This is a genomic window from Streptomyces sp. NPDC059477 (assembly GCF_042749375.1).
In the GTDB taxonomy this organism is placed as follows: domain Bacteria; phylum Actinomycetota; class Actinomycetes; order Streptomycetales; family Streptomycetaceae; genus Streptomyces.
On record NZ_JBHYUG010000108.1, the window covers coordinates 1 to 25,369 of the forward strand.

Here is a 25,369-nt window from a genome sequence, read left to right on the forward strand (position 1 = left end):
GGGGGGGGGGTGGCGCCCGCCGCGGCGGGGGGGGGTACGGCGGTCCCGGGTGGGGCGGGGCGTTGGGGGGCCGGTGCCTGGTGGGCATCGGCCGCCCTTCGCCTTGGTCGCTGCCGGGGTGGGCTACTGCTGTGGCGGCGGGGTCGGGCCCTGATCCTGATCCCGGCCCTCGGGGTGGTGGGGCGGCTGGGCCGGGTGCGGGGGCTGGTTCTGCGGGAAATGGGGCTGGGCGGGTTGGCCCGGGTGTCCGGGGTGGGCGTAGGGCTGTGCCGGGGGGTACGGCTGTCCCGGGTGGACCGGAGGCGGGCCGCCGGGGTGGGCCTGCTGCTGGCCGGGGTACGGGGGCTGGGCCTGGCCGCCGTACGGGGTCGGCCCGCCGTACGGACCTGGCACCGGAGGCTGGCCGGGCATCGGCTGCCCCGGGAACTGCCGGCCCTGGACGGGCGGCTGGGGCTGACCTGGCACCGGCTGCCCGGGGTACGGCTGATCCGGCGTCGGCTGGCCCGGGTACGGCTGCCCCGGCACCGGCTGGCCCGGCATCGGGGGCGCCACCACGGGCGGCGGGTTGCCGTCACTGGTCCACAGGCCGTGCATCTGCTGATGGCGTACGAAGTCCTCCGCGACCATCGCCGCCAGGTTGAAGTACGCCTCGCGCACCTTGGGCCGCATCATGTCGAGGTCGACCTCGGCACCGGCGGACAGATGCTCGTCGAAGGGCACCACGACCACCCCGCGGCAGCGCGTCTCGAAGTGCGCCACGATGTCCTCGACCTTGATCATCTTGCCGGTCTCACGGACCCCGGAGATGACCGTGAGCGAGCGCGAGACCAGGTCCTGGTACCCGTGCGCCGACAGCCAGTCCAGCGTCGTACTGGCGCTGGACGCCCCGTCCACGGACGGCGTCGAGATGATGATCAGCTGGTCGGCGAGGTCGAGCACCCCGCGCATGGCGCTGTAGAGCAGACCGGTACCGGAGTCGGTGAGGATGATCGGGTACTGGTTGCCCAGCACGTCGATCGCGCGGCGGTAGTCCTCGTCGTTGAAGGTCGTCGAGACGGCCGGGTCGACGTCATTGGCGATGATCTCCAGCCCGGAGGGCGCCTGGGAGGTGAACCGCCGGATGTCCATGTACGAGTTGAGGTACGGGATCGCCTGGACCAGGTCCCGGATGGTGGCCCCGGTCTCGCGCCGGACCCGGCGGCCGAGCGTGCCCGCGTCCGGGTTGGCGTCGATCGCCAGGATCTTGTCCTGCCGCTCGGTGGCGAGGGTGGAGCCCAGCGCGGTGGTCGTCGTGGTCTTGCCGACACCGCCCTTCAGGCTGATCACGGCGATGCGGTAGCAGGACAGCACGGGCGTACGGATCAGCCGGAGCTTGTGCTGCCGCTCGGCCTCCTCCTTCTTCCCGCCCAGCTTGAAACGCGACCCGCCGCCGGTCGGGCGGCTGCTCTTGGGCTTCTGCCGCCGGTTGTTGAGCAGCCGGTCCGAGGACAGCTCCACGGCCGCCGTGTAACCGAGCGGCGCCGCACCGGGGTTGGTCGGCTGCCGCTGATCGTGCTGGAGCGGCTGCGGCCAGGCGGTGCCGGTACGGGGGTCGATGGGGGGTTGGGGGTGGGCCTGCGGGGGCTGTTGGGCTGGGGGGTGGTGCTGGCCGCCTTGGGGGTGGGAGTGGGGGTGAGGTTGCGGCTGGGGGTGTGGCTGCTGGCCTTGGGGGTGTGGGGGGTGCTGAGGGGGGATCGGTTGGGCCGGTTGTGCCGGTTGGATCGGCTGTGCCGGGGGCTGGGGGAAGCCGTATCCGCCCTGGGGGGTCGGGGATACGGGCGGCTGCGGGAAGCCGTAACCGCCTTGGGGATTGGCGCCGACGGGGGCGGCCGGGACGCCGGGCTGCTGGTGGGGCTGAGGCTGCTGCGGGATGGGCGGCTGGGGTTGGGCTGGGTGCGCCGGGGGCTGGGGGAAGCCGTATCCCCCTTGGGGGTTGGGGGGAACGGGCGGTTGCGGGAAGCCGTATCCGCTCTGGGGGGTGGGGGATACGGGCGGCTGGGGGAAGCCGTAGCCGGTCGGTGGCTGTGGTTGCGGCTGGGGCTGTGCCGGAGGGGGCGGGGAGACCGGCTGTACTGGTTGTCCCGGCTGGACCGGCTGGACCGGCTGGACCGGCTGGTGTGGCTGGACCGGCCACTGGGCGGCCGGGATGGGCGACGAGGGCTGGTACGTCGGTGGCAGCGGCGGTACGCCGGGCGGCGGGGTCGGCGGGGGAGTCCAGGCCGGGGGCTGGACCTGCGGCGGCTCGGGCGTGGCGGCGGGCTCGATGGCGGGACCGGTGCTCGCATCTGCGTCGGCGTCAGGGCCCTCGGAGTGCGCCGGGGTGTCCTCCGAGTCGCCGTCGGCCGGGGAGTCGGACGCGTCCGGCGTCTCCACGGCCTCGGGTGACTCGTCGTCGCCGTCGGAGTCCGTGGCCGGGGATTCCTGCGCGGCTTGGGGTGCCTCGGCCTCGGTGTCACCGGACGACGATGACGGTTCGTCGTCGTCTCCTGCCTCAGCCGTCACCGTACCGGCGGCAGACTTCTCCTCTTCCGCAGGCGACGCCTCGGACTCCTCAGCGGAGCTCCCACCGGACCCGCCCGGGGACTGCGCCTCCGCCCCCGCAGTCAGCTCCGCGAACTCCCGCTTCAGCGAGGCGGCGGAGAATTTCATCGTGGCGTTGCTCTCCAGATCCCCGGTGTCCGCCCCGGCGGTGGCCCCGGACGACGTCCAGGCCTCCGGGAGCCCACCCGGCTGCGGCGTCTGCGGCACGAACCCACTGCCCTCCGGCAGCCGGGGTACGTCGACCGGCGGGGGCGGAGTGGTGAACGGTGTACCGGCGCCGGTCGGGTGCGCGGGCACGGACGGAGGCACGGGCGCCCCCGGCGGCTCACCGGCCCCACTCGCCCCGGCAGCTCCAGCAGGGCCGACCGCCCTCGAAGTCCCCGCAGGACTCACAGGCCCCGCCGCCCCGGAGATCCCACCCGCACCGGCGTTCCCACCGGCACCTACGCCTCCGCCGACCCCGGGCTGAGCCCCCGTCACGGGCTGAGCCCCGGTCCCGGACGCGTTCTGCGTGTACCAGGCGGGCGGTGCGTAGTCGATGGTGAACTCGCCCGTCATCTCCACCGAGGCATCCGTATCGGGCTGGTCATCGTCGGGCGACGCCCAGCCCCCGCGGATCCCGTCCCGATCGCTGCTCACAGTTCCTCCTGATGTGGTCGAGCACCCTCGTGCCGTGCCGGGGCGACCCTTGCCGTCGTCCGCATCACCGCGCGGTCCCCCCGGGTCGTCCCCGGAACGCGCGTCACCCGCCGACCGGGTGCCCGCGATGTGCCCCACCCCAGCCTAATCATGAAAAGGACGACCACGGCAGGCCCGCCCATCCCCGGGTGCGCGTTCGGCGCCTCCCGTGCCGCTCCCACCACGTACTGCCTCAACAGGCAGTGCCTCAACCCTGCCCGGGAGGAGACGCCCGCCCCGCTCACCGCACCGTGCCGGTGCGCCGCTCAGTCCATCCGCCGGGCCACGCCCAGCAGTCCGATCTCCGCGTCCGTGGGCTGGGTCATCACGTACTGCCGGTCCCGTTCGGTGCACCACAGGGTGACGCCGTCGGCGAGGGTGGGCAGGGACTCGTACTCGGGGCGGGGCAGACCTATCACGCGGCCGATCTCGGTCGCCTCGTCCGGGGAGACCCGCTGCACACCCACCAGCCGTGCCTGGCGCATCAACCGGGGTGCCACCGGGCTGAGATACGGCAGCAGGGTCAGCACCGACTGCCAGGGCGCCGACACCACCCGCCCGCGCGGCGGGCGCATCCCGCAGTCCCGGATCACCAGCACCGGCCCGCCCGCCGAGGCGCCCAGCGGCGGTACCCGGCCCACGTCGTGCACGGTCATGCCGGACTGGCCGCCGCCCACTGCCTGCACCACCTGCGTCCAGTGCGCCGCGCGGCCGGTCTCCACGGCGACCCGCGCGCCCGTGGCCGCCGCCCGCAGCGCCAGCACCTGGGCCGTCCACAGACCGCCGATGAGCAGGATGTCGTACGGCGTCGGGCGGTTCACGCCGAGGACCGCCGGCTGCCCCTCGGCGTTGACGCCGACCACCACGCCGTCGTCCCCGATGGGCAGGGACAGCGCGTCGAGCTGGTCGACGGGGAGCGAGTGCCGTGGGTGGCGGGGCCCGAGGAGCCCGAAGCCGGTGCGCAACCGCTCGACGAGCCCCGGGTGCTGACCCTCTCCGCCGGGATCGGCGGATGCCGTACGAGGCGATCCAGGTGCCGTATGAGGCGATCCGGATGCCGTACGAGGCGATCCTGACGTCGTACGGGACGATCCGGGTGTCGTACGGGACGACGCGGAAGAACCCGGCATGGCCATCAGCGGGCACCTCCGAGCGGCAGGGTGGCGAGGACGCCGGGAAGCTGTTCGCGGTCCAGCCGGGCCAGGCCGGTGCGCGACTGGCGGGCCGCGCGCTCCAGGTCCCGGCGGGAGGTGGCCAGTTCGCTGCTGCTGCGGCCGGTGATCCGCACATGGCCGGTGACCGTGACATCCCGTCGGCCGCCGCCCGCCAGGGTCAGGCTGAACGTCGTCGCCAGCGCGGGCACGGCCGTCAACTGGGCCACCAGCTGCGGCAGTCCGACGCCGTCACCGCCCAGCGGGGGCCAGCGGCGCACCCAGTACGTGGTGTGCCGGCGGTTGTCGCAGCGCCAGCTGCGGCTGGACTCCTCCGTGCGCCGCCGGGGCGCGTCGCTCTGCCCGGCCTGGGCGGTGACCATCGGGTTGGCACAGGCCGAGGTGGCGATGGCGGAGCTGATCTCCTCCTCCGTCAGCACATTGACCCGGAAACCCGCGCCGGTCAGCCGGCTCGACAGATGCTCCGCCGACCGCACCAGGCACTTCTGCGCGCCGACCAGGCCGCCGCCCCGCGCGGCCACCGCCTCCGGGCACAGCTCGGGGTCCAGCTTCAGCGCGATCCACATGATGCGCACGGCCGGGGCGGCGGTCTGCGCCTGGAGCTGGGTGTAGTTGGTGACCACCACCGACTGCTGGGGCAGATGCGGCGCGGGCGCGGGCTGGGTGTGCACCACGATCTGCGCGGACTCCAGCCGGATGCCGTCGACGTCGAGGACATCGCGCACCAGGGCGACGGGCAGCGGTCTGCGACCGCGCTCCGCGCGCAACGCGCCCGCGTCCGCCTCCACTTGCAGCAGCGCGGTGACGAAGCCACCGTCGCCCACCATGCCCACGGGCGGCCGGTCCTCGCCCCGGCCGAAGCTGTACGTGCGCAAGGTCGGGTCGCACTCGACCGCGGGCGCGAGACCGGCGTCCGTGCCCGGCGGGACCGTGCTGCCGGCCGCGCGGCGGCGCCGGGCCCGCAGCGCCTGCACGCCGCCCAGCCACTCGGGCAGGGAGCGCCCCCGGCGCCGTACCAGAGCCAGCACGAGCAGCACCGCGGCGGCGACGGCGGCCGGGATCATCGCGTACATGTCGATGAGCCAGCCGCACACCACCAGCGCGGCGGCCAGCTCCAGCAGCACCAGACGCTGTACGGCGAACGAACCGCCGCGGCCCGAACGGGACCGCGGATGCGGGGTGACGGCGCTGCCGCCGGCCGTCGCCGTGGACGGTGTGGCGGTGCCGCCGCCCGATCCTGTGCCCGGTTGCGATCGCGACCGGGTCCGCCGTGCGGAAGCCATCACTGCAAAACCCCCGAAGTATCCCGAAATCCCTTGCGCCCAGGTCCTTTCCAGCTCCGGGCACCCTACCCATGGCGCACGTACGGCCACGCAACAGGCATAGTAGGGGCCGGGTCTGACAACCGAGGCACCAGAAGGCACCAGAGTCAACCGAGGGCGGGGGAACGGCTCTTCACGGGTCCCCCATGGCTCCGCACGGGGAGTGAGCGGACACAGATGGCATCACGGCGCGATGAACTCAACGCCTACACCTTCGCGAAGCGCCGCACCCTGGCGTCGTTCCTGCGGCCCTCGCCGTCGGGCTCCGAGGAGGGGGCGCCGAAGCCGCTGAGCGCGGTCTGGCCGGGCGTGGTCGTGGGGATCGTGATTCTGGCGGTGTTCGGGGCGATCGGCCTGTTCAGCCCGACCGCGCCCAGTGGCTGGGACACCCCCGGCGCCCATGTCATCGTGGCGAGCGACTCGACGACCCGGTACGTGGTCCTGGAGACGGGCGGCGACAGCCAGCTCCACCCGGTGCTCAACATGGCCTCCGCCAAGCTGCTGCTGGACCAGGACAAGGACAGCGTCATCACGGTGGACGAGAAGGTCCTCGACAGCGGTGAGCCGCCGCACGGCGCCACCATCGGCATCCCCTACGCCCCCGACCGGCTGCCGTCGGCCGAGGAGGCGGAGGAGGCCAAGCGCTGGGCGGTGTGCGAGCGTCCCGCCGAGGGCGGCCGGACCATCCAGAAGGCGGCGTTCGTGCTCGCCGAGAAGGAATGGGCCAGGACGGAGAGCGGCGGCAAGCTCGCGGGCGGTGACCTGATGTACGTCGTCGGCCAGAGCGGCGAGACCCGGTACGTGGTCGACGCGGACGGCGCCGCGTACGAGATCGGGGACCCGGCGGACAGCGAACTCCTCAAGGCCCTCGACACCCAGGGCCGCGACCCGCAGCGCGTCTCCCAGGAGTGGCTCGACACCCTGCACGAGGGCGACGCGCTGGCCATCCCGGACATCGAGGGCACGCCCGGCGAGCCCGCCGACGCCTTCGCCGACGCCGCCCTCGACGACGTCGACAAGGTCGGCATGGTCATCCGGGCGTTCGAGGGCCAGCGGATGCAGTACTACGTCGTCCAGCCCGGCGAGGTCGCCCGGATCTCCGAGTTCACCGCCACCCTGCTGCTCAACAGCAGCGCCCTGCTCGCCGTCGGCCAGGCGGGCGAGGCCCAGCAGGTCAGCCCCGGCGCGGTGGCCGACAGCACGGCGTTCGAGGGCGAGCGCGACTGGCCGCAGTACCGGCCGCGCATGGTCAACGACACGGCGTCCGCCACGGGCCGCGACACAGTCTGCAACGTACTGCGCTCGGTGAACGCCGACAGCGGCGCCACGACCCTGTCCACCTGGGCCGGCACCGACTTCCCCGCCCAGCTGCCCACCGGCTCCTCCAGCGCGTACGTCACGCCCGGGTCCGGCCAGCTCTACCGCCAGTTCCAGGGCACCGAGACCGGGGCGGGCAGCCTCTTCCTGGTCACCGACACCGGGCTGCGCTACGCGATGCAGTCCAACAGCGACAGCGCCACCGACGACCAGGGCATCGGCAGCTCCGAGGAACAGCGCGAGCAGGAGCTGAACGAGGCCAAGATCGCCCAGACCAGGCTCGGTTACGAGAAGGTCGCCCCGGCGCCGGTCCCCGCGCAGTGGTCGACGTTCCTGCCGACGGGCCCGCGCCTGTCGGAGGCGGCGGCCCGCCAGCCGCAGGGTTCGTGAGTGTGCGGGGGCGGAGTCCGGTGAACGGAATGCGGAGGCGGGGTCCGGTGAGCGGGCGGTGGGGGAGCGGACGGATGCGGAACACGAGCGAGACGGTGAAGGGCGAGCGGACGGGGGGCCGGCGCGCGGCTGCCCTCCTCGCCGCCACGGCCTGCACGGCGACCACCGTGCTGGCCCTGCCAGCCCCCGCCGCGCGGGCGGACGACAGCGGCCAGTGCACCTTCCCGTCGGAGCGGTACGAGGGCCGCCCCTGGTCCCTGCAACGCGTCAACCTGGACGAGCTGTGGGCCCGGTCGACGGGCAAGGGCGTGCAGGTGGCGGTGATCGACACGGGCGTGGACATCAAGAACCCGCAGCTCAAGGACGCGGTGGACGCGTCGAAGGGGCGAAGCGTCCTGCCACCCCAGGACGCCGAGGCCGATGAGGAGAAGCTGGACTGGGGCGCCGCGAACGGCACCACGGACACCGTGGGCCACGGCACGCGCGTGGCGGGCATCATCGCCGCCCGCCCGGCCGACGGCACCGGTTTCGTCGGCCTGGCCCCCGAGGCGACGATCATCCCGATCAAGCAGAACGACGCCGAGGGCAACGGCACGGCGAGCACCCTGGCCGACGCGATCCGCTACGCCGTCGCCGAGGGCGCCGACGTCATCAACATCTCCCAGGACACGGCGAACGCGGTACGCCCCGACGCGTCCCTCGAAGAGGCCGTCAAGGCCGCCCTGAACGCGGACGTCGTGGTCGTCGCCTCGGCGGGCAACGACGGCCTCGGCGGCGATGTGCAGATCACCTACCCGGCGTCGTACGAGGGTGTCCTGGCCGTCGCCTCCTCCGACCGCAACAACGAACGCGCCCCCTTCTCCCAGTCCGGCGAGTTCGTCGGCGTGGCGGCCCCCGGCGTCGACATGATCTCCACGGTCCCCGGCAACGGCCACTGCTCCGACAACGGCACCAGCTTCTCGGCCCCGTACGTGGCCGGCGTGGCGGCCCTGCTCAAGTCGAAGTACCCGCAGTGGACGGCCCAGCAGGTGGTCGCCCAGATCGAACAGACCGCGGAACGCACCATCCCCGGCCCCGACCGCCTGGTCGGCTGGGGCGTCGTGGACCCCCTGAAGGCCCTGACCGACGTAGACCCCGCGAACCCGGTCGACACCCCCCAACCAGACACCCCCATCACCGCCGGCGAGGCCCCATCGGTGTCCCCGGTCCACTTCGGAGAATCCCCGGACGAACGCAACACCCGCCTCGGCACGTACGTGGTGGTGGGCGGGCTGGTACTGGTGGCGGGGTTGACGGGGGCGGGGGTGGCTGTGCGGGATTCTCGGGGGAGGAGGCGGGGGTGGGATTCGGCGTCGTGACGCGTTTTGTGAGCAGTTCCCGAAGCCCCTGACGTCGTACGCCTTCTCCCCGCTCGGCAGAAACAACTTCTGCGATACCGGTCAATTCTGGTCGCACGCGGGAGATTTCTCTATCTCTTGAGTGTACTCAGTGATGAGTTGCTGCATTGCGGTGGAATCCCGATGGTCCGACCCGGGCGCTTGAATGGCGGCGAAGAGGACTTGATCTGCGTGTTCGCTGCTGCGGCAGCCTTCGACTTTGCTGAATGCCTGATAGCCGGAGTAGCTGTACAAGCCGTCCTCTGAGTGCTGGTCGGGGTCGTCCAGGGTCATGCCGCGAGAAAAATCAAGGATGGACATGTTGTTCCACCACTCCTGCGCGATCTGGATGATCAACTTGCCGTCCACGGAAATGGCGCACTTGGTTGAATCGCTGGTGCGCGATGTTTCTTCCGTGGTGATTTTCTTTCCAGCTGGGAGGAAAGAGGAAAGTGCATCTGCGTCGATGGCTGTCCCGCATGCCGAGTTCGGAACTGCATAGTCGCGGGTCCCCTCGCTTTCGGTACACCCCGAGAGGGCGAAAAGGAGAGTGATCGCTCCGAAGGAGGAAGCTGCGCGGTGCGGTTGAGTCACGGATTTCTCGCCAAACGTAGGGGTTCAGTTGGGAGTGGTAATGGCTCCGGGAGCCTGGCCGTTGACAATGGCATCCGCGTTGATGAAGCCTTGGCGAGCACCTTCACGGGCCCAACCGTCCACATCGTCCGCGTTGCTCAAGTTGTGTTCGCCGGCGGCAGCCAGCGTTGCTGTGCTCACATATTCGTTGTTGCCGGTGAGGGCCGCTTGCCAACTGTCCCCCATTTCTTGGAATCGCTGTTCCAATGCGTGCCCCTCGGCGTCGCTGAAGACCTGTTCCAACACCATGCTGGTGGCCGTGCCGGCAAGGCCGCCTGTCAGTGCTCCGACCCATGGCGTGGCGACGAACGACGTGCTGACTCCTACCGCGGTTCCGACGCCTCCGGCGATGAGGTTCTTGTACTGTGCGACAGAGTGGTCGTATTGCTTGTCCTCGTCGGAGCCCGGACTTCCGATCGCCTCCCCCCGGGCCAGTGCAAGCGTTCCGGAGATTTCACCGGAGCGCTGCGCGATGTACGACACAGTTGATTCCGTGCTGGAGGAGTAGCGCTGGTGAGCCGGAAGATCCGGATTCAGGTGATGCTCCATCAATTGCGCCATATATGCACCCTGCCCGACTTCGATGGCGGCGTAGCCTTCGCTGTTCTGACCCACTGTGAAGAGGAATCTGGTCACCTCTGCATGATTCAGGTCGGCATCGGCGCCAGCGAGAGGGTATAGGTTCTCGATGTTTTCGAAGGACTCCGACTCCCTGGACACATCGGAGACTGCCCGGTTGATATCCGGGAGATACTCCGAGGTGATCTGTCCAAAACTATCCGACATGTACGAGTGGCCCGTGAGGCGTTCCGGATTGTCAGCTACGGAGGAGACGATGGCATTGAACAGTTCGGCCTGTTCGGCGCTGTGCGCCGGCGTGTCCGCCGTAGGCATCTCCCCCGCCGGATGCCCCGTGGTGGCCGCCTCCAGTGCCAGCGCCAGATTGTTCTTCCCCGTGTTCAGTTCCTCGCCCGTCAGGCTGGTCTCCTGGGGCCACTTCCGTTCCTCGAAGAGGTACTGGAAGTTGGACAGGGTGACCTTGCCCTTCTTGTCGTCGCCGTCCGTGTCCCGCTCGAAGGGGTTGTCCGGATCGCTTCGGGCGATGAACTCCTGGTTGAAGAAGGCCGTCGCGGCGTCAGGGCTGTTGGAGAGGCCCTTCAGGAAGCCGGTGAACGGGTCCGAGCCACTGTCCTCGCCGATCCGGTTGAGCCAGGGGTCCATTCCCGAGTACTCCCACGCCAGATTGGAGTGCTCGCCATTTCCCGTCAGTTCACGCTCGGTGGCCATGAGCTTGGTGCCGTACTCACCGAGGAACCGGTCGTCGTAATTCCCCGTCCGCATCAGGTTGCTCATCACCTGGAAGCCCATCGGACTGCCGACCCCGCCGCCGACCGGTTTGTCACCGATGTCGATCATCGTGCGCTTCCACTCCGCCATCGCCGCGGAGTCGCTCTGCGTGGCGTTCGCCAGCGTCGTACCCAAGGACCGCTGTAGATCGTCGAAACGGTCGAGACGTTCCTGCCCCAGCTCGTAGTTCCCCCGATGCGTATCGCTCACCCCGGCCCAGAATTCCAGCGTCTGTTCCGGCCCGAGCGCGGTCGCGAACCGTTCGGCGAACAGATCGTCGTCCCCGTACTCTTCGAGCCCCCTCAACAGCCGGTCGAATTCCTCCACGCTGAGATCCTGCGGGTCCTGCGCGGCCAGCTTCGCCAGACTCTCGGCCTGCCGCAGAGCTTCCTGCGCCGCGTCCCGGTCCCCGTAGCTGACATCGGAGAAACCCAGCTCGCTCTGATCGGCGACGGCCTTCAGCACTCGCCGCGCTGAATCGTCGCTCTCCGTCGCCCGGTCCAGAATTCCCTGGATACGGTCCCGGAGACCGTTGATCTGGGTCTGGTTGTCATCGTTCTGCTGGGCCCCCGCCCCCGGCGGACCACTGTGGGTGACCATGAAGCCACCCTCGCTCCCGATGACGGTCAGCCCTTGATTCCGGCCATCCTCGATGGCCTCCGTCAGCTGCCGGTGATAGTTCTTCAGCTCGCCGCGGGTGTCTTCGAGAATGCCGTGAATGGTCCTGGCCTGGATGTGCGCATCGGTGAACTCACCGGCCGTCTTGCCGATGAACTCCTTTGTCACCTGCGCGTTCACCCCCGCCCAGTCCGCGGTGTTGGCCTTCTGGCGCAACTGTTCCTCGGCGTCCCGTTTCAGGGTTTCGAGATTGCTGACCAGCGTCGACCAGTCCGTCACCGCCTCATCCAGCAGTGCGAAGCCGGCGTTGCGGAGAGTGTCGAGGTCCATGGGTGTTCGTCCCTAGCGGTGGTGGGGGGTGTGGGAGAGGGAGGTGAGAGGGGGGAGCGTGAGGGGGCGGTCGCCGCTCCTAGCCCTCTCTCTCCTCCCCCTTCGCCTCGCTCGGCGCCCCGTACACCGGATTCGCCTCGCCCGGCTCTCCCACCCGCTCGTCGAAACCGGCGTCCAGGGTGGCGATGCTGCTCATCCGGCGCACGATGTAGTTCTCGTCACCGGCATGGATGTTCCTGGTGACCTGGAGATGGTTCGTGATCTGCGCGCAGGCGTCCATCAGCGACCTGAGCTGCTCCTCCCAGCGGTTCGACACATGCTGGAGGCCATCGCCCAGGGCAAAACCCTGCGTGGTCAGATTGCCGGCCGCCTTGTCGCTGCTCGGGACGGCGACCCGGGCCTTGTCCCACAGTTGGTTGTACAGCGTGTGTGCCGATCCGCCGATGCCGGTCAGCGAGGCGTTCGCGACCTTGAGGTCCCCGGCCCGGGAGGGCGCGCCCGTCGAACCGTCCCCGGAGTCCAGTTGGTTCAGCTGCATCCCCGTGGACTGCCGCTCGGCCGCCTCGGCCTTGAGCTGCTCCCACTCGTCCCACGCCATGGGCGATCCCCGTCCCCGTCATGCCTGGCCGCAGGCACGTACGCAGCGTGTGCGACCGCTGGCCCCGTGTTCTGAACGCGGGACAAATTAGCAGGACACCCTGAGAACCCTTTGCGGGAGAAAGGTTCTGTCGGCTATGTCCGGCGTGAAGGTTTGGGGGAGAAGGGGCGACTGTCGCCCGGCCGCCTCCGACCTCGGACGGTGGACCGGTGCGTAGAGGTCCCGTGAAGATCACGGAGTGGACCCGGACGGGCCCCGATCCGCTGCCGCCCGTGCCGGACGCAAACCGGCGAACCGGGCAATTCGCTGACCCTTGCACCGGCTTGTAACTGAGTTAGTGCACGAGCCGGTTGGAGTCATTGGGGGTGTTGTCTACAGTGGTAAAGCCGTTGTTGGGTGCGGTTCTGTTTGCGATTGTGTGGCCGGTGGCTGGTTCCGCCGGCGGGACGTGGCCGCAGCGACGCAACGGGGAACACGGGTGGACGCAACGGGGAAACGGGGGCGAGGCACCATGCTGCTCGCAGGGGTGATGGAGGCGTGACGGACCTTCAGGTCGACGAGGCGTTGAGGGTGTTCGTCAGCAGGGTGGACGAGGTTCTGCGGGATCTGGAGAGGTCGGCCGGGAGCCCCACGAAGGTGGGCGGGCAGACGATCAACGCGTCGTCGCTGGGCAACGGCTCCTCGTTCTTCAGCGAACCGACCGAGCTGTACACCCAGTACAACAGGGTGCACACCGAGCTGACGACCCTGTCCAGGACGCTGCATTTGCAGATCGAGGCGTACGGGATCGCCGCCAAGGGGGCGGCCGACGGCTTCCAGACCCTCGAAGAGGAGCAGCGGCGGCGGTTCTGGGAGATCCAGCGGCAGATCCGGGATCTGGGTCGCGATGACAGCACGGGCGGCGGCCGTACGGAGACCAGTGACGACCGGAGCGGGGAGGCGTGACGATGTCGGACGAGCAGTACCAGGAAGACCTGGAGCGCGCCTCCGATCAGAACTCCTTCGCCGACCTCGCCCGCGCCTACGAGGAGCCGAGGGGCGGGGGACTCTTCAACCGCCTGGTCAGCGGGGCCATCAGGACCACGGTCGGGGCCACCAAGCCGGGGCAGGCCGTGTTCGGCAGCACGGACTTCGGCGGCACCGGCCTCGGCCTCAACCAACTGCGTGACCTCGTCGAGCAGGCGAACCCGGAGGACCTGGAAGGGTCGGGCAAGGCCCTGTGGGATGCCCGCGACGCGATCATGGCCGCGGCCAAGGACCTCGAAAAGCACGTCGGCACGGTCTCGTTCTCCTGGATGGGCGAAGCGGCCGGGGCGTTCACCATCTGGAGCAAGAATCTCGTCACCAGCGCCAGGGAACTGAGTGAATTCGCCGGAAGCGCAGGCGACGAGATCTCCGCCGCCGCGGTCGGTCTGGCATCGGTGCGCTCCGCCATGCCACCGCGCGACCCCGCCAACCGGAAGCGCCCGGAGCAGTACAGCGAGACCGAGAAGGCGGCCAACAAGGAGGAGTACGAGGACGCCGTCCGAGTGGAGCGGGACCGCCAGGAGGCCATCAACCAGATGAACCGCCTGGCCTCGTACTACTCCGTCTCCCATCAGCAGCTCCGGGATCTCGTTCCGCCGACGTTCAACAACCCTCCGACCGTGGACGTACCCCGGCCGCAGCGAGAGAGCGGTGCTCCGGAATCCGGCCCCGGTGAGAGCGTGGGCCAGACTCCCACCCGTACATACACGCCCCCGGCGGACGAGAACGCGGGGCGCACCGGTGCCGACGCGCCGGGCGCGACGAGCAGGCCCCCGGCCGAGGTCAACGCGCCGGTCGAGGTCAACGCAAGGGTCACCGACCCCGGCGAACCGGTCCGCAAGGACATCGAGGAACCCCCCGTACGGACCAACATCGACGGCGTCGACACACTGACCCCACCCGCCACCACGACCACCACCGGCCCCGCCCAGCCGGCGACCGGCAACCCGCCCGTGAACAGCACCGGTCCGTTCGGCCCCTACGGGCCGGTCAGCAACAGTGCCATCGGACGGACTTCCGGTACGGCCGCCGGTGGGCGGACCTCCGGCATCTCCGGCTCGCGGGCGCCACTGTCCGCCCAGGGCCGCCCGACCTCCGGCCCCCTCAGCCCGGGCTCCGGGTCCGGGACCGCGCGCGGCTCCGGACCGGCCTCCCCGGGAATGTTCGGCCGCCCCGGTCAGCCCGGGGCGACCGGACCCGCCTCCGGATCCAGGGGGTCCTTCCCCATGGGCCAGGGCATCACGGGCGGCACACCCCGCCCCGGTGGTACGCCGTCGCAGCGCCCCGGCGCGGGCCCCACGACCGGCGCCGGACGGGCGCACGGAGTGGTCGGGGGACAGCCGACGAACACCGGCGGGACCAGCAACAACCGCAACGGGTCGAGGATCCCGCGCGGCACGGTCATCGGATCGAACCCGGTCAACAACGCCCGCTCCGCACCCGGCGGCCAGCCCGGACAGCGCGGCGGTGTCTTCGGGGCACCATCCGCCACGAACCGGCCCGGCCCGGGCACGAACCCGCGCGGCGGCCGGGGCACGCCCCCGCCCGTCACCGGCAGTCCCTCGGCGCGGAACTCCGCCTCGGGAGCCGAGCGCAACGGCATGACCCGTGGCGGTTCCGGACTCGTCCGCGGGCCCGCCACCAGGAGACGCCCCGACGACGAGCGTGACCAGCAGGGAACACCACGTCCGGACTACGTGGTCGAGGACGAAGAGACCCACCTCCCCAACAGGCCGCGGCGCGATGTGCCGCCGGTCGTCAACTGAGCGCGAGCGAGGACTGAGAACACCATGACGTCAGGGACCAGCCGACGAGCCGAGCGGACCGTGTTCCTCCGGACGCGGGGCACGGGGCGAGTACGTACGGTCAGTGCGCTCGTCGGCGCCCTGGCCGCCGTCGGCGTCGGCCTCGCACCGGGGGCGACGGCGGTCGACACCGAGAACCCCTGGTACCTGGAAACCATGCAGGCCGAGCAGATGTGGCAGACCAGCACGGGGGAGGGCGTGAAGGTCGCGGTCATCGACACCGGCGTGAATCCCGAGACCTCGTCCCTGAAGGGCCAGGTCCTGACCGACGAGGTGCCCGAGTCCGTCGCCTACGGCGCCACGGACGACTACAGCGGTCACGGTACGACGATGGCCGAACTGATCGCCGGAACGGGTGAAGGGGGAGGCATCCAGGGCCTGGCGCCCGGCGCCAAGATCCTTCCCATCCGCGTGGCGCTCGAAGGACTTGAGGTGGGACCGGAGTTCGAGAAGGCCCCCGAGACCTGGGACGCGCTGCGGGCGGCGGCCGACACCGACGCACGGATCATCAGCATGTCCTTCGGGGGTATGACGAGCGACGAGGACGACGCGGCCGTCCGGTACGCCGCGTCCAAGGGCAAACTGCTGGTCTCCGCGCTCGGGAACGACGGATTCACCGACAGCCCGGCCGACACTCCCTACGTGATCGGCGCCGCGGCCGTCGACTCCTCCATCAAGGTCATCGAGGGCTCCCCCGAAGGGAAGTACGCGGACCTGGCGGCACCCGGCGCCGACATTCCCGGCTGGTGCGACGCCACCTTCCAGTCGTACTGCGCCAAGAACGGCTCCAGCTCCGCCACCGCCCTCACCTCCGCCTCCGCCGCCCTCATCTGGTCCGCGCACCCCGACTGGACGGTCAACCAGGTCACCCGGGCCCTCGTCGACACGGCGGGCCGTGACTGGCCCAAGGAGAAGCCGAGTTCCTACCTCGGATACGGCTTCGTACGTCCCCGTCTTGTGCTCGCGGAGCCCGACTACGACGGGGGCCCGGCGAATGTCGACCCGCTGGCGAAGGAGAACGGCGGCGATCTGCTGGCCAAGTCCGCCGAGCCGGCCGGGGCCTCGCCGTCCCCGTCGGGCTCGTCCTCGTCCCCGTCGGGCTCGTCACCGGCCCCGCAGGAGGGCTCGTCCGGCGGCACCTCGGCCGCGGGCTCGAACGCGTCGGAGTCCGGCGACAGCAACACCCTGTGGATCACCGTGGGCGCCGCGGCGGCGGTGATCGTGGTCGGCGGAGCGGGCTTCGCCGTCCTGCGCGCGCGGCGCACGAGGTGACAGTGCCCAGCCACTCCAGGGCGGCGCACGGCCACACCGAGAACAACACACAGAGAAAGGGCAGGTCACCATGGCTACCGACCAGAAACTCGAAGACGCCGCAGTAGTCCAGCTACAGAAGCAGATGGTGGAGAAGTACGAGGGCATCCGCAAGCGGGTGAGCAGCCTTCAGGGCGTCATCGACGGGCTGGAAGGCCAGTGGCAGGGCATCGGCCGTGCCGAGTTCGACCGGAAGCAGTACGAGATCAACGAGTCCCTCAAGGGCATCGGGAACATCCTCGCCGAGGTCATGGAGGCCATGACCACGGCACGCAACATCAAGGACACCAAGGAGGACGAGGTCCGCGCCTCCGTCAACCGGATCGATGTCAACCAGGGTGCGCCCACGGTCCAGTCGTCCGCCTTCAACTCCATGTGAGTCCCGTTCGGCACGGCGCTGGCCGGCCGCACGGCACCCACTGCACCCACCACTGACACGAGGGAGACAGCATGCGTAACAACGAGGGGCTTTCCGTCACTTATGACGGGCTCGACATCGCCGCCACCACCATCGGCAACGAGGCCAAGCAGCTCGAACAGGACCTCCAGGAACTCCGTCAGATGGTCGAGCGGAGCCGCGAGTACTGGGCGGGCCAGGCCCAGGACCAGTTCGGCGAGAAGCTGCGCCGCTGGGACAAGGAGGCCAACGACATCCACACCGCGCTGATGGGCATCGGCCAGGTCGTCGGTCAGTCCGGCGGTACGTACATGGAGGGCGACCGCAGGGCCGCCAGCTACTTCATGTAGCCCCTCGTACAGCTGCCGCACGTAGCCCTACGCACGGAGGAGCACGGCGAACGGGCTTCGCGGAAGTCTGCGGTCAGGAGCAACTCCAGGGTGGGCGCGCGCGGGAGGCGCCCACCCTGTGCTGTTGTCGGGGACGCCTGGGCAAGCGGACGTACGCCCCGCCAGCGCTCCGCGTGAGCCGCCTCACCGCCCGGCCGCGTCCCCCACGACCCCCACCTGAACCAGCGGCTTGCCCCGCTTGCGGGACACGAAGACGCCCCGCCCCGGCGGCATCGCCCGAGGCCGGACCCCGCCCAGCAGATCCCCCTCGCCGGGATCGCCCGCGAGGACGACACCCTGGGCGCCCAGTTCCTTCATCCGCTGGATGAACGGCTCGTAGCCCGCGCGCCCCGCGCCCGCCGTGGAGCGGGCGATGATGAAGCGCACGCCGACGTCACGGGCGAACGGCAGCAGTTCGGTGAGACCGGACAGCGGATTACCGCTCGACGTCGCGACGAGGTCGTAGTCGTCGATCACGATGTACACCGTCGGGCCGTGCCACCAGCTGCGGTCGCGCAGTTGCTCCGCGGTCACGTCGGCCGTCGGGGTGCGGCGCTGCATCAGGTCCGACAGGGCGTCCATGTGGTGCTGCATCTGGTTCGACATGGGGATGTACTCGGCCAGGTGCGAGGGCGGTGTCACGCCCAGCAGGGAACGGCGGTTGTCCACCACGAACAGCTTGCAGTCATTGCCGTCGTACCGCTCGGTCAGCCGGTTGACCAGCAGCTTCAGCAGGTTGGACTTGCCGGACTCGCTCTCGCCGTAGACGAGGAAGAACGGGTCGGTCTCGAAGTCGACGAACACCGGCTCCAGGTTGTCCTCGTCCAGCGCGAAGGCGACGCCCCGCTCCGGGAAGCGGTCGCCGGCCGGGAGCTGGGCGGCCGGGAACTCGCGCGGCAGCAGCCGCACCCCGGGCGCGCCCGGCAGCTGCCAGTGCCGGGTGACCTCGGCGGCCAGCGCCTGGGCCGCCTCCGCGAGGTCGGTGTCGGAGGACAGACCGTCGATGCGCGGCACCGCCGCCATGAAGTGCTGCTTCTGCGGGGTCTGGCCCCGGCCGGGGACACCCGTCGGGACGTTCGCCGCCACCTTGCGGTCGAACTCCGAGTCCATGGGGTCACCCAGGCGCAGCTCCAGGCGGTTCCCCAGGTGGTCCTTGAGGTTCGAGCGGACCTCCATCGACCGCGACGCCGTGAGGATCACATGGACGCCGTACCCCAGGCCCCGCGCCGCCATGTCCAGGACGAACGGCTCCAGCGTCTCGTAGTCCGTACGGAAGTTCCCCCAGCCGTCGATGACCAGGAACACATCACCCCACGGCTGGTCCGTCACCGCGATGTCGCCCCGCGCGCGGCGGCTGCGGAACTCCGCGATGGAGGAGATGCCCGCCGTACGGAAGTACTCCTCGCGGCGGGTCAGGATGCCGTACACCTCGGCCGCCGTACGCCGGACCTTCTCCGGGTCCAGGCGGGACGCCACACCGCCCACGTGCGGCAGCCCGGCGACCGCCGAGAGGCCGCCGCCGCCGAAGTCCAGCCCGTAGAACTGCACCTCGTGCGGTGTGTGCGTGAGTGCGAAGGACGCGATGATCGAGCGCAGCAGCGTGGACTTGCCGGACTGCGGGCCGCCCAGGATCTGCATATGGCCGGCCGCGCCGCCGAAGTCCGCCCACAGCGGGTCGCGCCGCTGCTCGTACGGCTTGTCGACGAGACCGACCGGGATGACCAGCCGCCCCGCGCCCTCGTACCCGGGCTGGGTCAGGCCGCGGCCCGGCACCGCCGCCAGGCCCGGCAGCAGCGAGTCGAGCGACGGCGGGCTGTCCAGCGGCGGCAGCCACACCTGGTGGGCCGCCGGACCCTGCGCCTCCAAGCGCCGCACGATCACGTCCAGCACGGTGTCCGCGAGCGCGTCGTCCGTGCGCTCCGGCTCCTCCTCGCCGCGCTGCGGCGGTACCGCCACGAACCGCACCGGGACCTGCGCCGCCGTGAACAGCACCGGCCTGCGGTCCACCGGGAGCGGCCCGCCGTACGACGCCGCCTGCTGGGCGCTGGTGCGGTACACCCCGGAGACGTACGCCGCCTTGAAACGCAGCATTTCGTCCGTACCGAACTTCAGGAAGCCCGAACCCGGCACGTTCGGCAGCTCATAGGCGTCCGGGACGCCGATCGCGGCACGCGACTCGGCCGCCGAGAACGTCCGCAGACCGATCCGGTACGACAGATACGTCTCCAGGCCGCGCAGCCGGCCCTCCTCCAGGCGCTGCGACGCCAGCAACAGATGCACGCCCAGGGAGCGGCCGATGCGGCCGATCTGGACGAACATCTCGATGAAATCCGGCTTCGCGGTGAGCAGTTCGCTGAACTCGTCGATGACCAGGACCAGGGAGGGCAGCGGCTGGAGCGGGGCGCCCGCCGCGCGGGCCTTCTCGTAGTCGTGGATGTTGGCGTAGTTGCCCGCGTCGCGGAGCATCTCCTGGCGGCGGTTCAGCTCACCGCGGATGGAGTCGCCCATGCGGTCGACGAGGGTCAGATCGTCCGCGAGGTTGGTGATCACCGCCGCCACATGCGGCATCTGCGCCATGCCCGCGAAAGTGGCGCCGCCCTTGAAGTCCGCGAGGACGAAGTTCAGGGTCTCCGAGGAGTGCGTCACGGCGAGCCCCAGGACCAGCGTGCGCAGCAGCTCCGACTTGCCGGAACCGGTGGCGCCGACACACAGGCCGTGCGGGCCCATGCCCTCCTGGGCAGCCTCCTTGAGGTCCAGCATCACGGGCCGGCCGTCCTCGCCGACGCCGATCGGCACCCGCAGCCGCTCGGACTGCGAGCGCGGGCGCCAGGTGCGCCGCGGTTCCACGGAGGCCGCGTCGCCCAGGTTCAGCAGATCGGTGAACTCCAGGTTCGCCAGCAGCGGTTCGTCGTCGTCCCCGCCCGACGCCACCCGCAGCGGCGCCAACTGCCGGGCCAGCGCCTCCGCGCCCTCGTACGCCAGCACGTCGGGTGCCCCCTCGTAGACCATCCCGTGCGCCGACTCCAGCCGCAGCTCGCGCGGGTGCACGACGATGGAGAGGTCGCCGCGCCCCGCGGTCAGCTCGCCCGGCACCACCTCCAGGACGGTGACGCCCTGGAGGCCCTCCGCGCCGGCCAGGAGCGAGGTCGGCGGCAGGGAAACGCCGTCGAGGACCACCACCACATGCGGTTGCTCGGGCACCGGCGCGCCGTCCGGGTGGAAACGCGGGCGGCCCTGGAGCCGGGTGCCGAGCAGCTCCTCCAGCTCCATCGGGTTGGTGGTGATCAGCCGCAGGCTCCCGGCGCCGTCCGCGGTGCCCCGCGACTGCGCGTGCGGCAGCCACTTGGTCCACTCCCACTCACCCGCCGCGTCCCGCGCGGTGGCCACCGCGATGACCAGGTCCTCGGGGGACTGCAAGGAGGCCAGCGAGGCGGTCACCGCGCGGGCGGCACCGCGTACCGTGCCGGGCTCCCCGCTGATCGTCACGTGGTAGAAGGCGCGCAGCGAGACCGCCATCGGCAGGCCCTCCACGGTGGAGTGCGTGGCCAGGAAACGCTGCATCGCGCCCGTGGTCAGCGGCTCCAGCTGGTCCACCGGCGCGCTCTGCGGCGGCAGCAGGGGAGTGGCCAGCGACTGCGGGCCGAGGCCGACCCGCACCTGGCCGAAGTCCTCGTCACCCGTGCGGCGTTCCCACACCCGGCTGCCCTCGGCGACCAGTGCCCACAGTTGCTCCGGCGAAGGGTGGAGGTAGTACTGGGCGTCCCGCTGAGCCTTCGCGGTCCGCTGCGCGTCCCTGCGGGTCTGGGACAGATAGCGGAGGTAGTCGCGGCGCAGGTCGGCCATCTGGCCCTGATTGCCACGCCGGTAGCGGATCAGCATCGCGACGCCCATGGCGATCGTGGAGGCGATCATCACCATGCCCATGATCTTCATGAAGGGCTGGGCCTGCGGGTTGAAGAAGAACACCACCGAACCGCCCATGCCGAGCATGGGCAGCAACTGCATCAGCGCGCCCTCCATCTGCCCGCGCGGCAGCTCCGGCGGCGGCTGGACCACGACCTCGCTCGTGGGCACTTCCTTCGGCAGCGCCCGCGGTGGGCGCTTGACGACGATGTGGCTCACTTCGCACCAATTCCCTTGCCGGCCCGATCCGTTCCGCCCGCCGCCCCGTGTCCGGCGAACGTCGATCGCGCAGCGCGATCCTACTGACACCCACTGACAACGGCGGGCGGTAGGGTGCCGGTGAGACACGTGAACAGTTGCGAATCGGACCGGGAAAACCGGGCAATCCGCAATGTTCGCTCCTCGCGCTCCCCGCCTGCTCCCGGGCCCGGCGGCGAACCGGACCGGTGAATCGGGCGGCGCGGCACGACGTACGCAGAACGTGCACAGGATCGCCACAGGCGGTCCCGCGCCCGGCCCCGCGCCCGGCGCCGGCCCGCCGCCAGCGATGCACACCATGACAGGGGGAACATCAGGTGAGCATGACGGCCTCCGCGCCGACCGGCCGGACCGGCACAGCGGGCAGCGCGGCCCCGTCCGGGGCGGGCACGGGCACCGGCTTCGGCTTCTGCCGGGTCACCATCGTGGCGCCCGACAGCCGCATCGACGTGGCGCTGCCCGACGACGTCCCGGTCGCCGACCTCTACCCGGAGATCCTGCGCCTGTCGCAGCAGCGCCCCACCGAGGGCGCCCCGGTCGGCTACCACCTCGTCCGCCGTGACGGCACCGTCCTCGACGGCTCCCGCTCCTTCGCGGCCCAGCGCATCCTGGACGGCGAGCTGCTGACGCTGCGTCCGTTCGCCGAGTCGCTGCCGCCCGCCGTCCACGACGACGTCTCCGAGGCGGTGGCCTCGGCGGTCACCCAGGACCGCACCCTGTGGAGCGCGGGCCTCACCCGCGCGGCCGGCCTCGTCGCCGGCGGCGTACTGCCCGCACTGCTCGCCTTCGTGGTCTGGAGCTCCCGGCCCGGCCACGACATGCACGGCCTCCAGGGCATCCTCGCCGCCGTCACCGGCATCCTCCTGGTCACCATCGCCTGCGTACGCGCGCGCGTGTACGACGATCGCGGTTCCGCCATCGCCCTGGGACTCGGCGCGCTGCCCAACATGGCCGTCGCGGGCTCCGGGCTGCTGCCGCTCGCCGACGGACAGGGCATCGGACGGCTCCAGTTCCTGCTCGCGTGCGCGGCCGTGCTGGTCGCCGCCGTCGTACTCACCTTGCTCTCGCCGGGCGGCGACAGCCCGTTCGTGGCGTTCGTCCTCGCCTCACTGATCGGCCTGCTCATCACGTTCGTCGCGATGCTCACCCACCTGCGGCCCATCGAGACGGCCGCCGTCAGCGCCCCGCTCGCGGTCTGCGCGCTGGCCTTCCTGCCCGGAATGTCCATGCGCTTCGCCAGGCTCCCCATCGGCTTCGAACCGCCCCACCCCGCCCGCGGCTACAGCACCGACGAGCCCGACTCCCCGGAGCCCGTCGACGCCGAGCGCATCGCCGCCCAGGCCCGCCGCGGCCATGAACTCCTCGTCGGCCTGGTCGGCGGCTGCGCCCTGGTGACCGTCGGCGCGGCGATCGTGCTGAGCTTCTCCAGCGACCTGTGGGCCCAACTGCTCGCCCTGGCCACCGGCATCGCGATGCTCATGCGCGCGCAGCTCTTCCGCTACACCGCCCAGGTCGCCGCCACCCTCACCGCAGGTCTCGCCTGTCTCGTCTTCCTCGGCATCGGGCTCGCCCTCAACCCGCCCACCGAGTACGTGCACGACGCGCTCGCCGGGGACACCACCGCGCTCGACATCCGCACCGTCTGGCTCGCCGCCGCCCTCGGCGCCGCCACCGCCCTGGTGACCGCGATCGGCCTGATCAGCCCACGCCGGGGCGTGACGCCCTTCTGGGGCCGCTTCATGGAGATCGCCGAGACCTTCGTCCTGCTCACGCTGGTGCCGCTGGCACTGGCGGTGTTCGACGTCTACGCGTCCGCGCGATCGATGGCGGGGGACTGAGAGCGGCTCGCCCCTGATCGCCGTGGGGCGCCCGGCCGTCCCACGGCGGTCGTGATCGCGGGCGGGGTCGGGGCCGTCATCGTGGCGGGGGCGTGGTCGTGGTCGGAGGCCGAGGTCATGGCCGCGGGCCTGTCGCACCCGCGCGGTGGACTCCGCGCGGCGGCGCCGCACGTCAACCGGCGCACCGCGCTTTCGCGAAGACGTCGGACAGCGCCCCGAACCATCGCGCCGCACGTCAACCGGCGCCCCGCATCAGCCCGTACCGCACACCAGCCCGTCCCCCGCATCAGCCGGTCACCGAGCGAAGGCCGGTATGGCGCCTCGGCCGGCACGGCGCGTAGGCCGGCACCACACCCGGCCGGCACGGCGAGTAGGCCGGCATCACACCCGGCCGACACAGCGCGTGGGCCGGCACCACACCCGGCCAGCCGGTCCGGCACGTAGGCCAAACACCACACCCGACCGGCGCCGCCCTGCAAGCGCAACGAAAGGCACCCAGCGTGAGCTTCGGCCCGCCCCCTTCCCCGTACACCGAGTCCACCCGGGCCGCCGAGGGCCGCCGCAGCCGACGGCGATGGCGGCTGTTCGGGGCCGCAGGGGCGGTCGTCCTGCTCGCCGCGGCCGGGTTCGGCACCTGGCTCATGGCGTCGGGCGGCGACGACACGCCGTCCGACGACAGGCCCGCGGCCGTCGCCCAGCACCCCGACGAGGTGCGCGAGACCGTGGAGAAGACGCCCGTCTCGCCCGAGGGCCGCCTGATGCTGTACCAGCGGGAGGCGGGCCTGGAGAAGTACAAGAACGGCGATGAGCGCTACGCGCCCGGCACCTGGGCCACCGGCAAAACCTTCGCCAAGGGCATCGCCGACAAGATCCTCGGCTTCGACATCGCCCCGGACTCCGAGGACCCCGTCTGGACCCTGGACCTCGACGGCCACCTCTGCGCCACCAGCGAACACGTCACGGCCGACGGCCGCACCGCGGTCGTCGTGCAGCCGGACAGACCCGAGGGCGCCGACAGCGAGGGCGTCTGCGACCAGGTGGTGTTCTTCGACATGGACACCGGCAAGGAGATCTGGCAGGCCACCATGCCCTCGGCCGGCTCCGCCTTCGTCACCAACACCAACCTCACCCTCACGCGCGGTGTCGTCGCCGTCGCCTGGGGCCAGGGCTCCGTCGCGTACGACATGAAGGACGGCCGCCGACTCTGGGACGGCACCTCCGTCTCCAGCTGCGAGGACCAGGGCTACGCCGGCGGACGCGCCCTCCTGGCACTGCTCGCCTGCGGCACCGGAGCCGACATCACCTACCGCGTCGAGAAGCTCGACCCGCGCACGGGGGAGGCGGAGTGGACGTACGAGGTCGCCAAGGGCGTCCAGCACGTCTATCTGCCGTCGTCCGAGCCGCCCGTGATCGCCGTCGCCGCTGGGGACACCGCCGTGACGGAACTGATCACCCTCGACGAGCACGGCACCTACCGGGCCACCGTCCCGATGTCCGGCCGCTACGACCCCAAATGCGGCGACCGCTACTTCGCCTCGTCGTACTTCGGCGTGGTCGAGCACTGCGACGCGCTGGTGGTGGGCCGGGACCTGCTGTACGTCGCCACCAAGGACGAGACCACGATCGACCAGCCCGCCAACTGGATCGTCGCCTTCGACATCGAGACCGGCGCGACCGCCGGGAAGTTCGACGGCCGCCCCTTCCAGCTGGTGTACCCCCTGCGGATGAGCGGCGACGACCTCCTGATCCACCGGCAGAGCATGAGCGAGGTCGAGCCGGCGGCCGTGGTCGGCTGGAACGCGGCCACCGACAAGGAGACGCCGTACCTCCTGTTCAATCTGCCGCAGGAGGACCGGGACAAGCTCGGCGACCTGGAGTGGTCCGACATCGTGGTCGAACAGGGCCGCGTCTTCCTCTCCAAGCGCCAGCTCTCCCCGGACGACGCGGACCCCACGGCGCCGGTCCTGGTATCGATCGGAGTGGGCACCTTCGGGCTCGACCACTGACGCCGCCACCGGCTCGACCACTGGCTCGGCGACCGAAAACCCGGAGGGGGGGGGGGGGGGGGCGCGGGGGCGCCC

The 25,369-nt window shown here is 71.0% G+C and carries 16 protein-coding genes; 9 read left to right on the top strand and 7 right to left on the bottom strand.

The window, feature by feature from the left end; translation table 11 throughout:
• Positions 1–123: 123 nt before the first annotated feature.
• The 3 genes from ACFXAZ_RS34245 to eccE all read right to left on the bottom strand — a co-directional run bounded on the left by ACFXAZ_RS34245 (position 124) and on the right by eccE (position 5,713).
• Positions 124–3,219, bottom strand: coding sequence for an SCO5717 family growth-regulating ATPase (locus ACFXAZ_RS34245; protein ID WP_384599198.1), 3,096 nt, complete (start codon positions 3,217–3,219; stop codon positions 124–126).
• A 305-nt stretch (positions 3,220–3,524) separates the two neighbouring features.
• Complete coding sequence (locus tag ACFXAZ_RS34250) at positions 3,525–4,394, bottom strand: hypothetical protein (protein WP_384599201.1); 870 nt, start codon at positions 4,392–4,394, stop codon at positions 3,525–3,527.
• The gene (gene eccE / locus ACFXAZ_RS34255) at positions 4,394–5,713 is read right to left on the bottom strand and encodes a type VII secretion protein EccE (RefSeq protein WP_384599204.1); all 1,320 of its coding nucleotides are present in this window, start codon (positions 5,711–5,713) and stop codon (positions 4,394–4,396) included. Before eccE ends, ACFXAZ_RS34250 begins: the two co-directional genes overlap by 1 nt.
• 216 nt (positions 5,714–5,929) lie before the next feature.
• Between eccE and eccB the strand changes: the two genes are divergently transcribed.
• Both eccB and mycP read left to right on the top strand, forming a co-directional pair.
• Positions 5,930–7,459 carry a type VII secretion protein EccB gene (gene eccB / locus ACFXAZ_RS34260; RefSeq protein ID WP_384599206.1) on the top strand — a complete coding sequence of 510 codons (1,530 nt, stop codon included), beginning with the start codon at positions 5,930–5,932 and terminating at the stop codon, positions 7,457–7,459.
• 74 nt (positions 7,460–7,533) lie between these two features.
• Positions 7,534–8,817: a type VII secretion-associated serine protease mycosin gene (gene mycP, locus ACFXAZ_RS34265; protein ID WP_384599209.1), complete on the top strand. Its 1,284-nt coding sequence runs from the start codon at positions 7,534–7,536 to the stop codon at positions 8,815–8,817.
• 81 nt (positions 8,818–8,898) lie between these two features.
• On the opposite strand, the gene ACFXAZ_RS34270 is transcribed toward mycP, so the two are convergent.
• The 3 genes from ACFXAZ_RS34270 to ACFXAZ_RS34280 form a co-directional block, all read right to left on the bottom strand.
• Positions 8,899–9,429, bottom strand: a complete 531-nt coding sequence (locus ACFXAZ_RS34270; RefSeq protein ID WP_384599212.1) for a hypothetical protein — start codon at positions 9,427–9,429, stop codon at positions 8,899–8,901.
• A 24-nt stretch (positions 9,430–9,453) separates the two neighbouring features.
• Positions 9,454–11,763, bottom strand: a complete 2,310-nt coding sequence (locus ACFXAZ_RS34275) for a hypothetical protein (RefSeq protein ID WP_384599214.1) — start codon at positions 11,761–11,763, stop codon at positions 9,454–9,456.
• Positions 11,764–11,842: 79 nt separating this feature from the next.
• Positions 11,843–12,361 carry a hypothetical protein gene (locus ACFXAZ_RS34280; protein ID WP_384599217.1) on the bottom strand — a complete coding sequence of 173 codons (519 nt, stop codon included), beginning with the start codon at positions 12,359–12,361 and terminating at the stop codon, positions 11,843–11,845.
• Positions 12,362–12,898: 537 nt separating this feature from the next.
• Between ACFXAZ_RS34280 and ACFXAZ_RS34285 the strand changes: the two genes are divergently transcribed.
• From ACFXAZ_RS34285 to ACFXAZ_RS34305, 5 genes are all read left to right on the top strand, one after another.
• Entirely contained in the window at positions 12,899–13,306 is a 408-nt protein-coding gene (locus ACFXAZ_RS34285; RefSeq protein ID WP_384599220.1) for a hypothetical protein, read from the top strand.
• Between the two features lie 2 nt (positions 13,307–13,308).
• The gene (locus tag ACFXAZ_RS34290; protein WP_384599223.1) at positions 13,309–15,153 is read left to right on the top strand and encodes a hypothetical protein; all 1,845 of its coding nucleotides are present in this window, start codon (positions 13,309–13,311) and stop codon (positions 15,151–15,153) included.
• Between the two features lie 24 nt (positions 15,154–15,177).
• Positions 15,178–16,464 carry a S8 family serine peptidase gene (locus tag ACFXAZ_RS34295; protein ID WP_384599226.1) on the top strand — a complete coding sequence of 429 codons (1,287 nt, stop codon included), beginning with the start codon at positions 15,178–15,180 and terminating at the stop codon, positions 16,462–16,464.
• Positions 16,465–16,534: 70 nt separating this feature from the next.
• A complete protein-coding gene (locus ACFXAZ_RS34300; protein WP_382690093.1) occupies positions 16,535–16,882 on the top strand; it encodes a WXG100 family type VII secretion target in 348 nt (115 codons plus the stop codon).
• A gap of 71 nt (positions 16,883–16,953) precedes the next feature.
• Entirely contained in the window at positions 16,954–17,250 is a 297-nt protein-coding gene (locus ACFXAZ_RS34305) for a WXG100 family type VII secretion target (RefSeq protein WP_384599228.1), read from the top strand.
• Between the two features lie 183 nt (positions 17,251–17,433).
• Here the strand turns inward: ACFXAZ_RS34305 and eccCa are convergent, their stop codons facing one another.
• Positions 17,434–21,411 carry a type VII secretion protein EccCa gene (eccCa, locus tag ACFXAZ_RS34310; RefSeq protein WP_384599231.1) on the bottom strand — a complete coding sequence of 1,326 codons (3,978 nt, stop codon included), beginning with the start codon at positions 21,409–21,411 and terminating at the stop codon, positions 17,434–17,436.
• A gap of 362 nt (positions 21,412–21,773) precedes the next feature.
• Here eccCa and eccD point away from each other — a divergent pair, with 362 nt between their 5' ends.
• Together eccD and ACFXAZ_RS34320 are read left to right on the top strand one after the other, a co-directional pair.
• Positions 21,774–23,288 carry a type VII secretion integral membrane protein EccD gene (eccD, locus tag ACFXAZ_RS34315; RefSeq protein ID WP_384599243.1) on the top strand — a complete coding sequence of 505 codons (1,515 nt, stop codon included), beginning with the start codon at positions 21,774–21,776 and terminating at the stop codon, positions 23,286–23,288.
• A 500-nt stretch (positions 23,289–23,788) separates the two neighbouring features.
• Complete coding sequence (locus tag ACFXAZ_RS34320; RefSeq protein WP_384599234.1) at positions 23,789–25,294, top strand: PQQ-binding-like beta-propeller repeat protein; 1,506 nt, start codon at positions 23,789–23,791, stop codon at positions 25,292–25,294.
• Positions 25,295–25,369 lie beyond the last annotated feature (75 nt).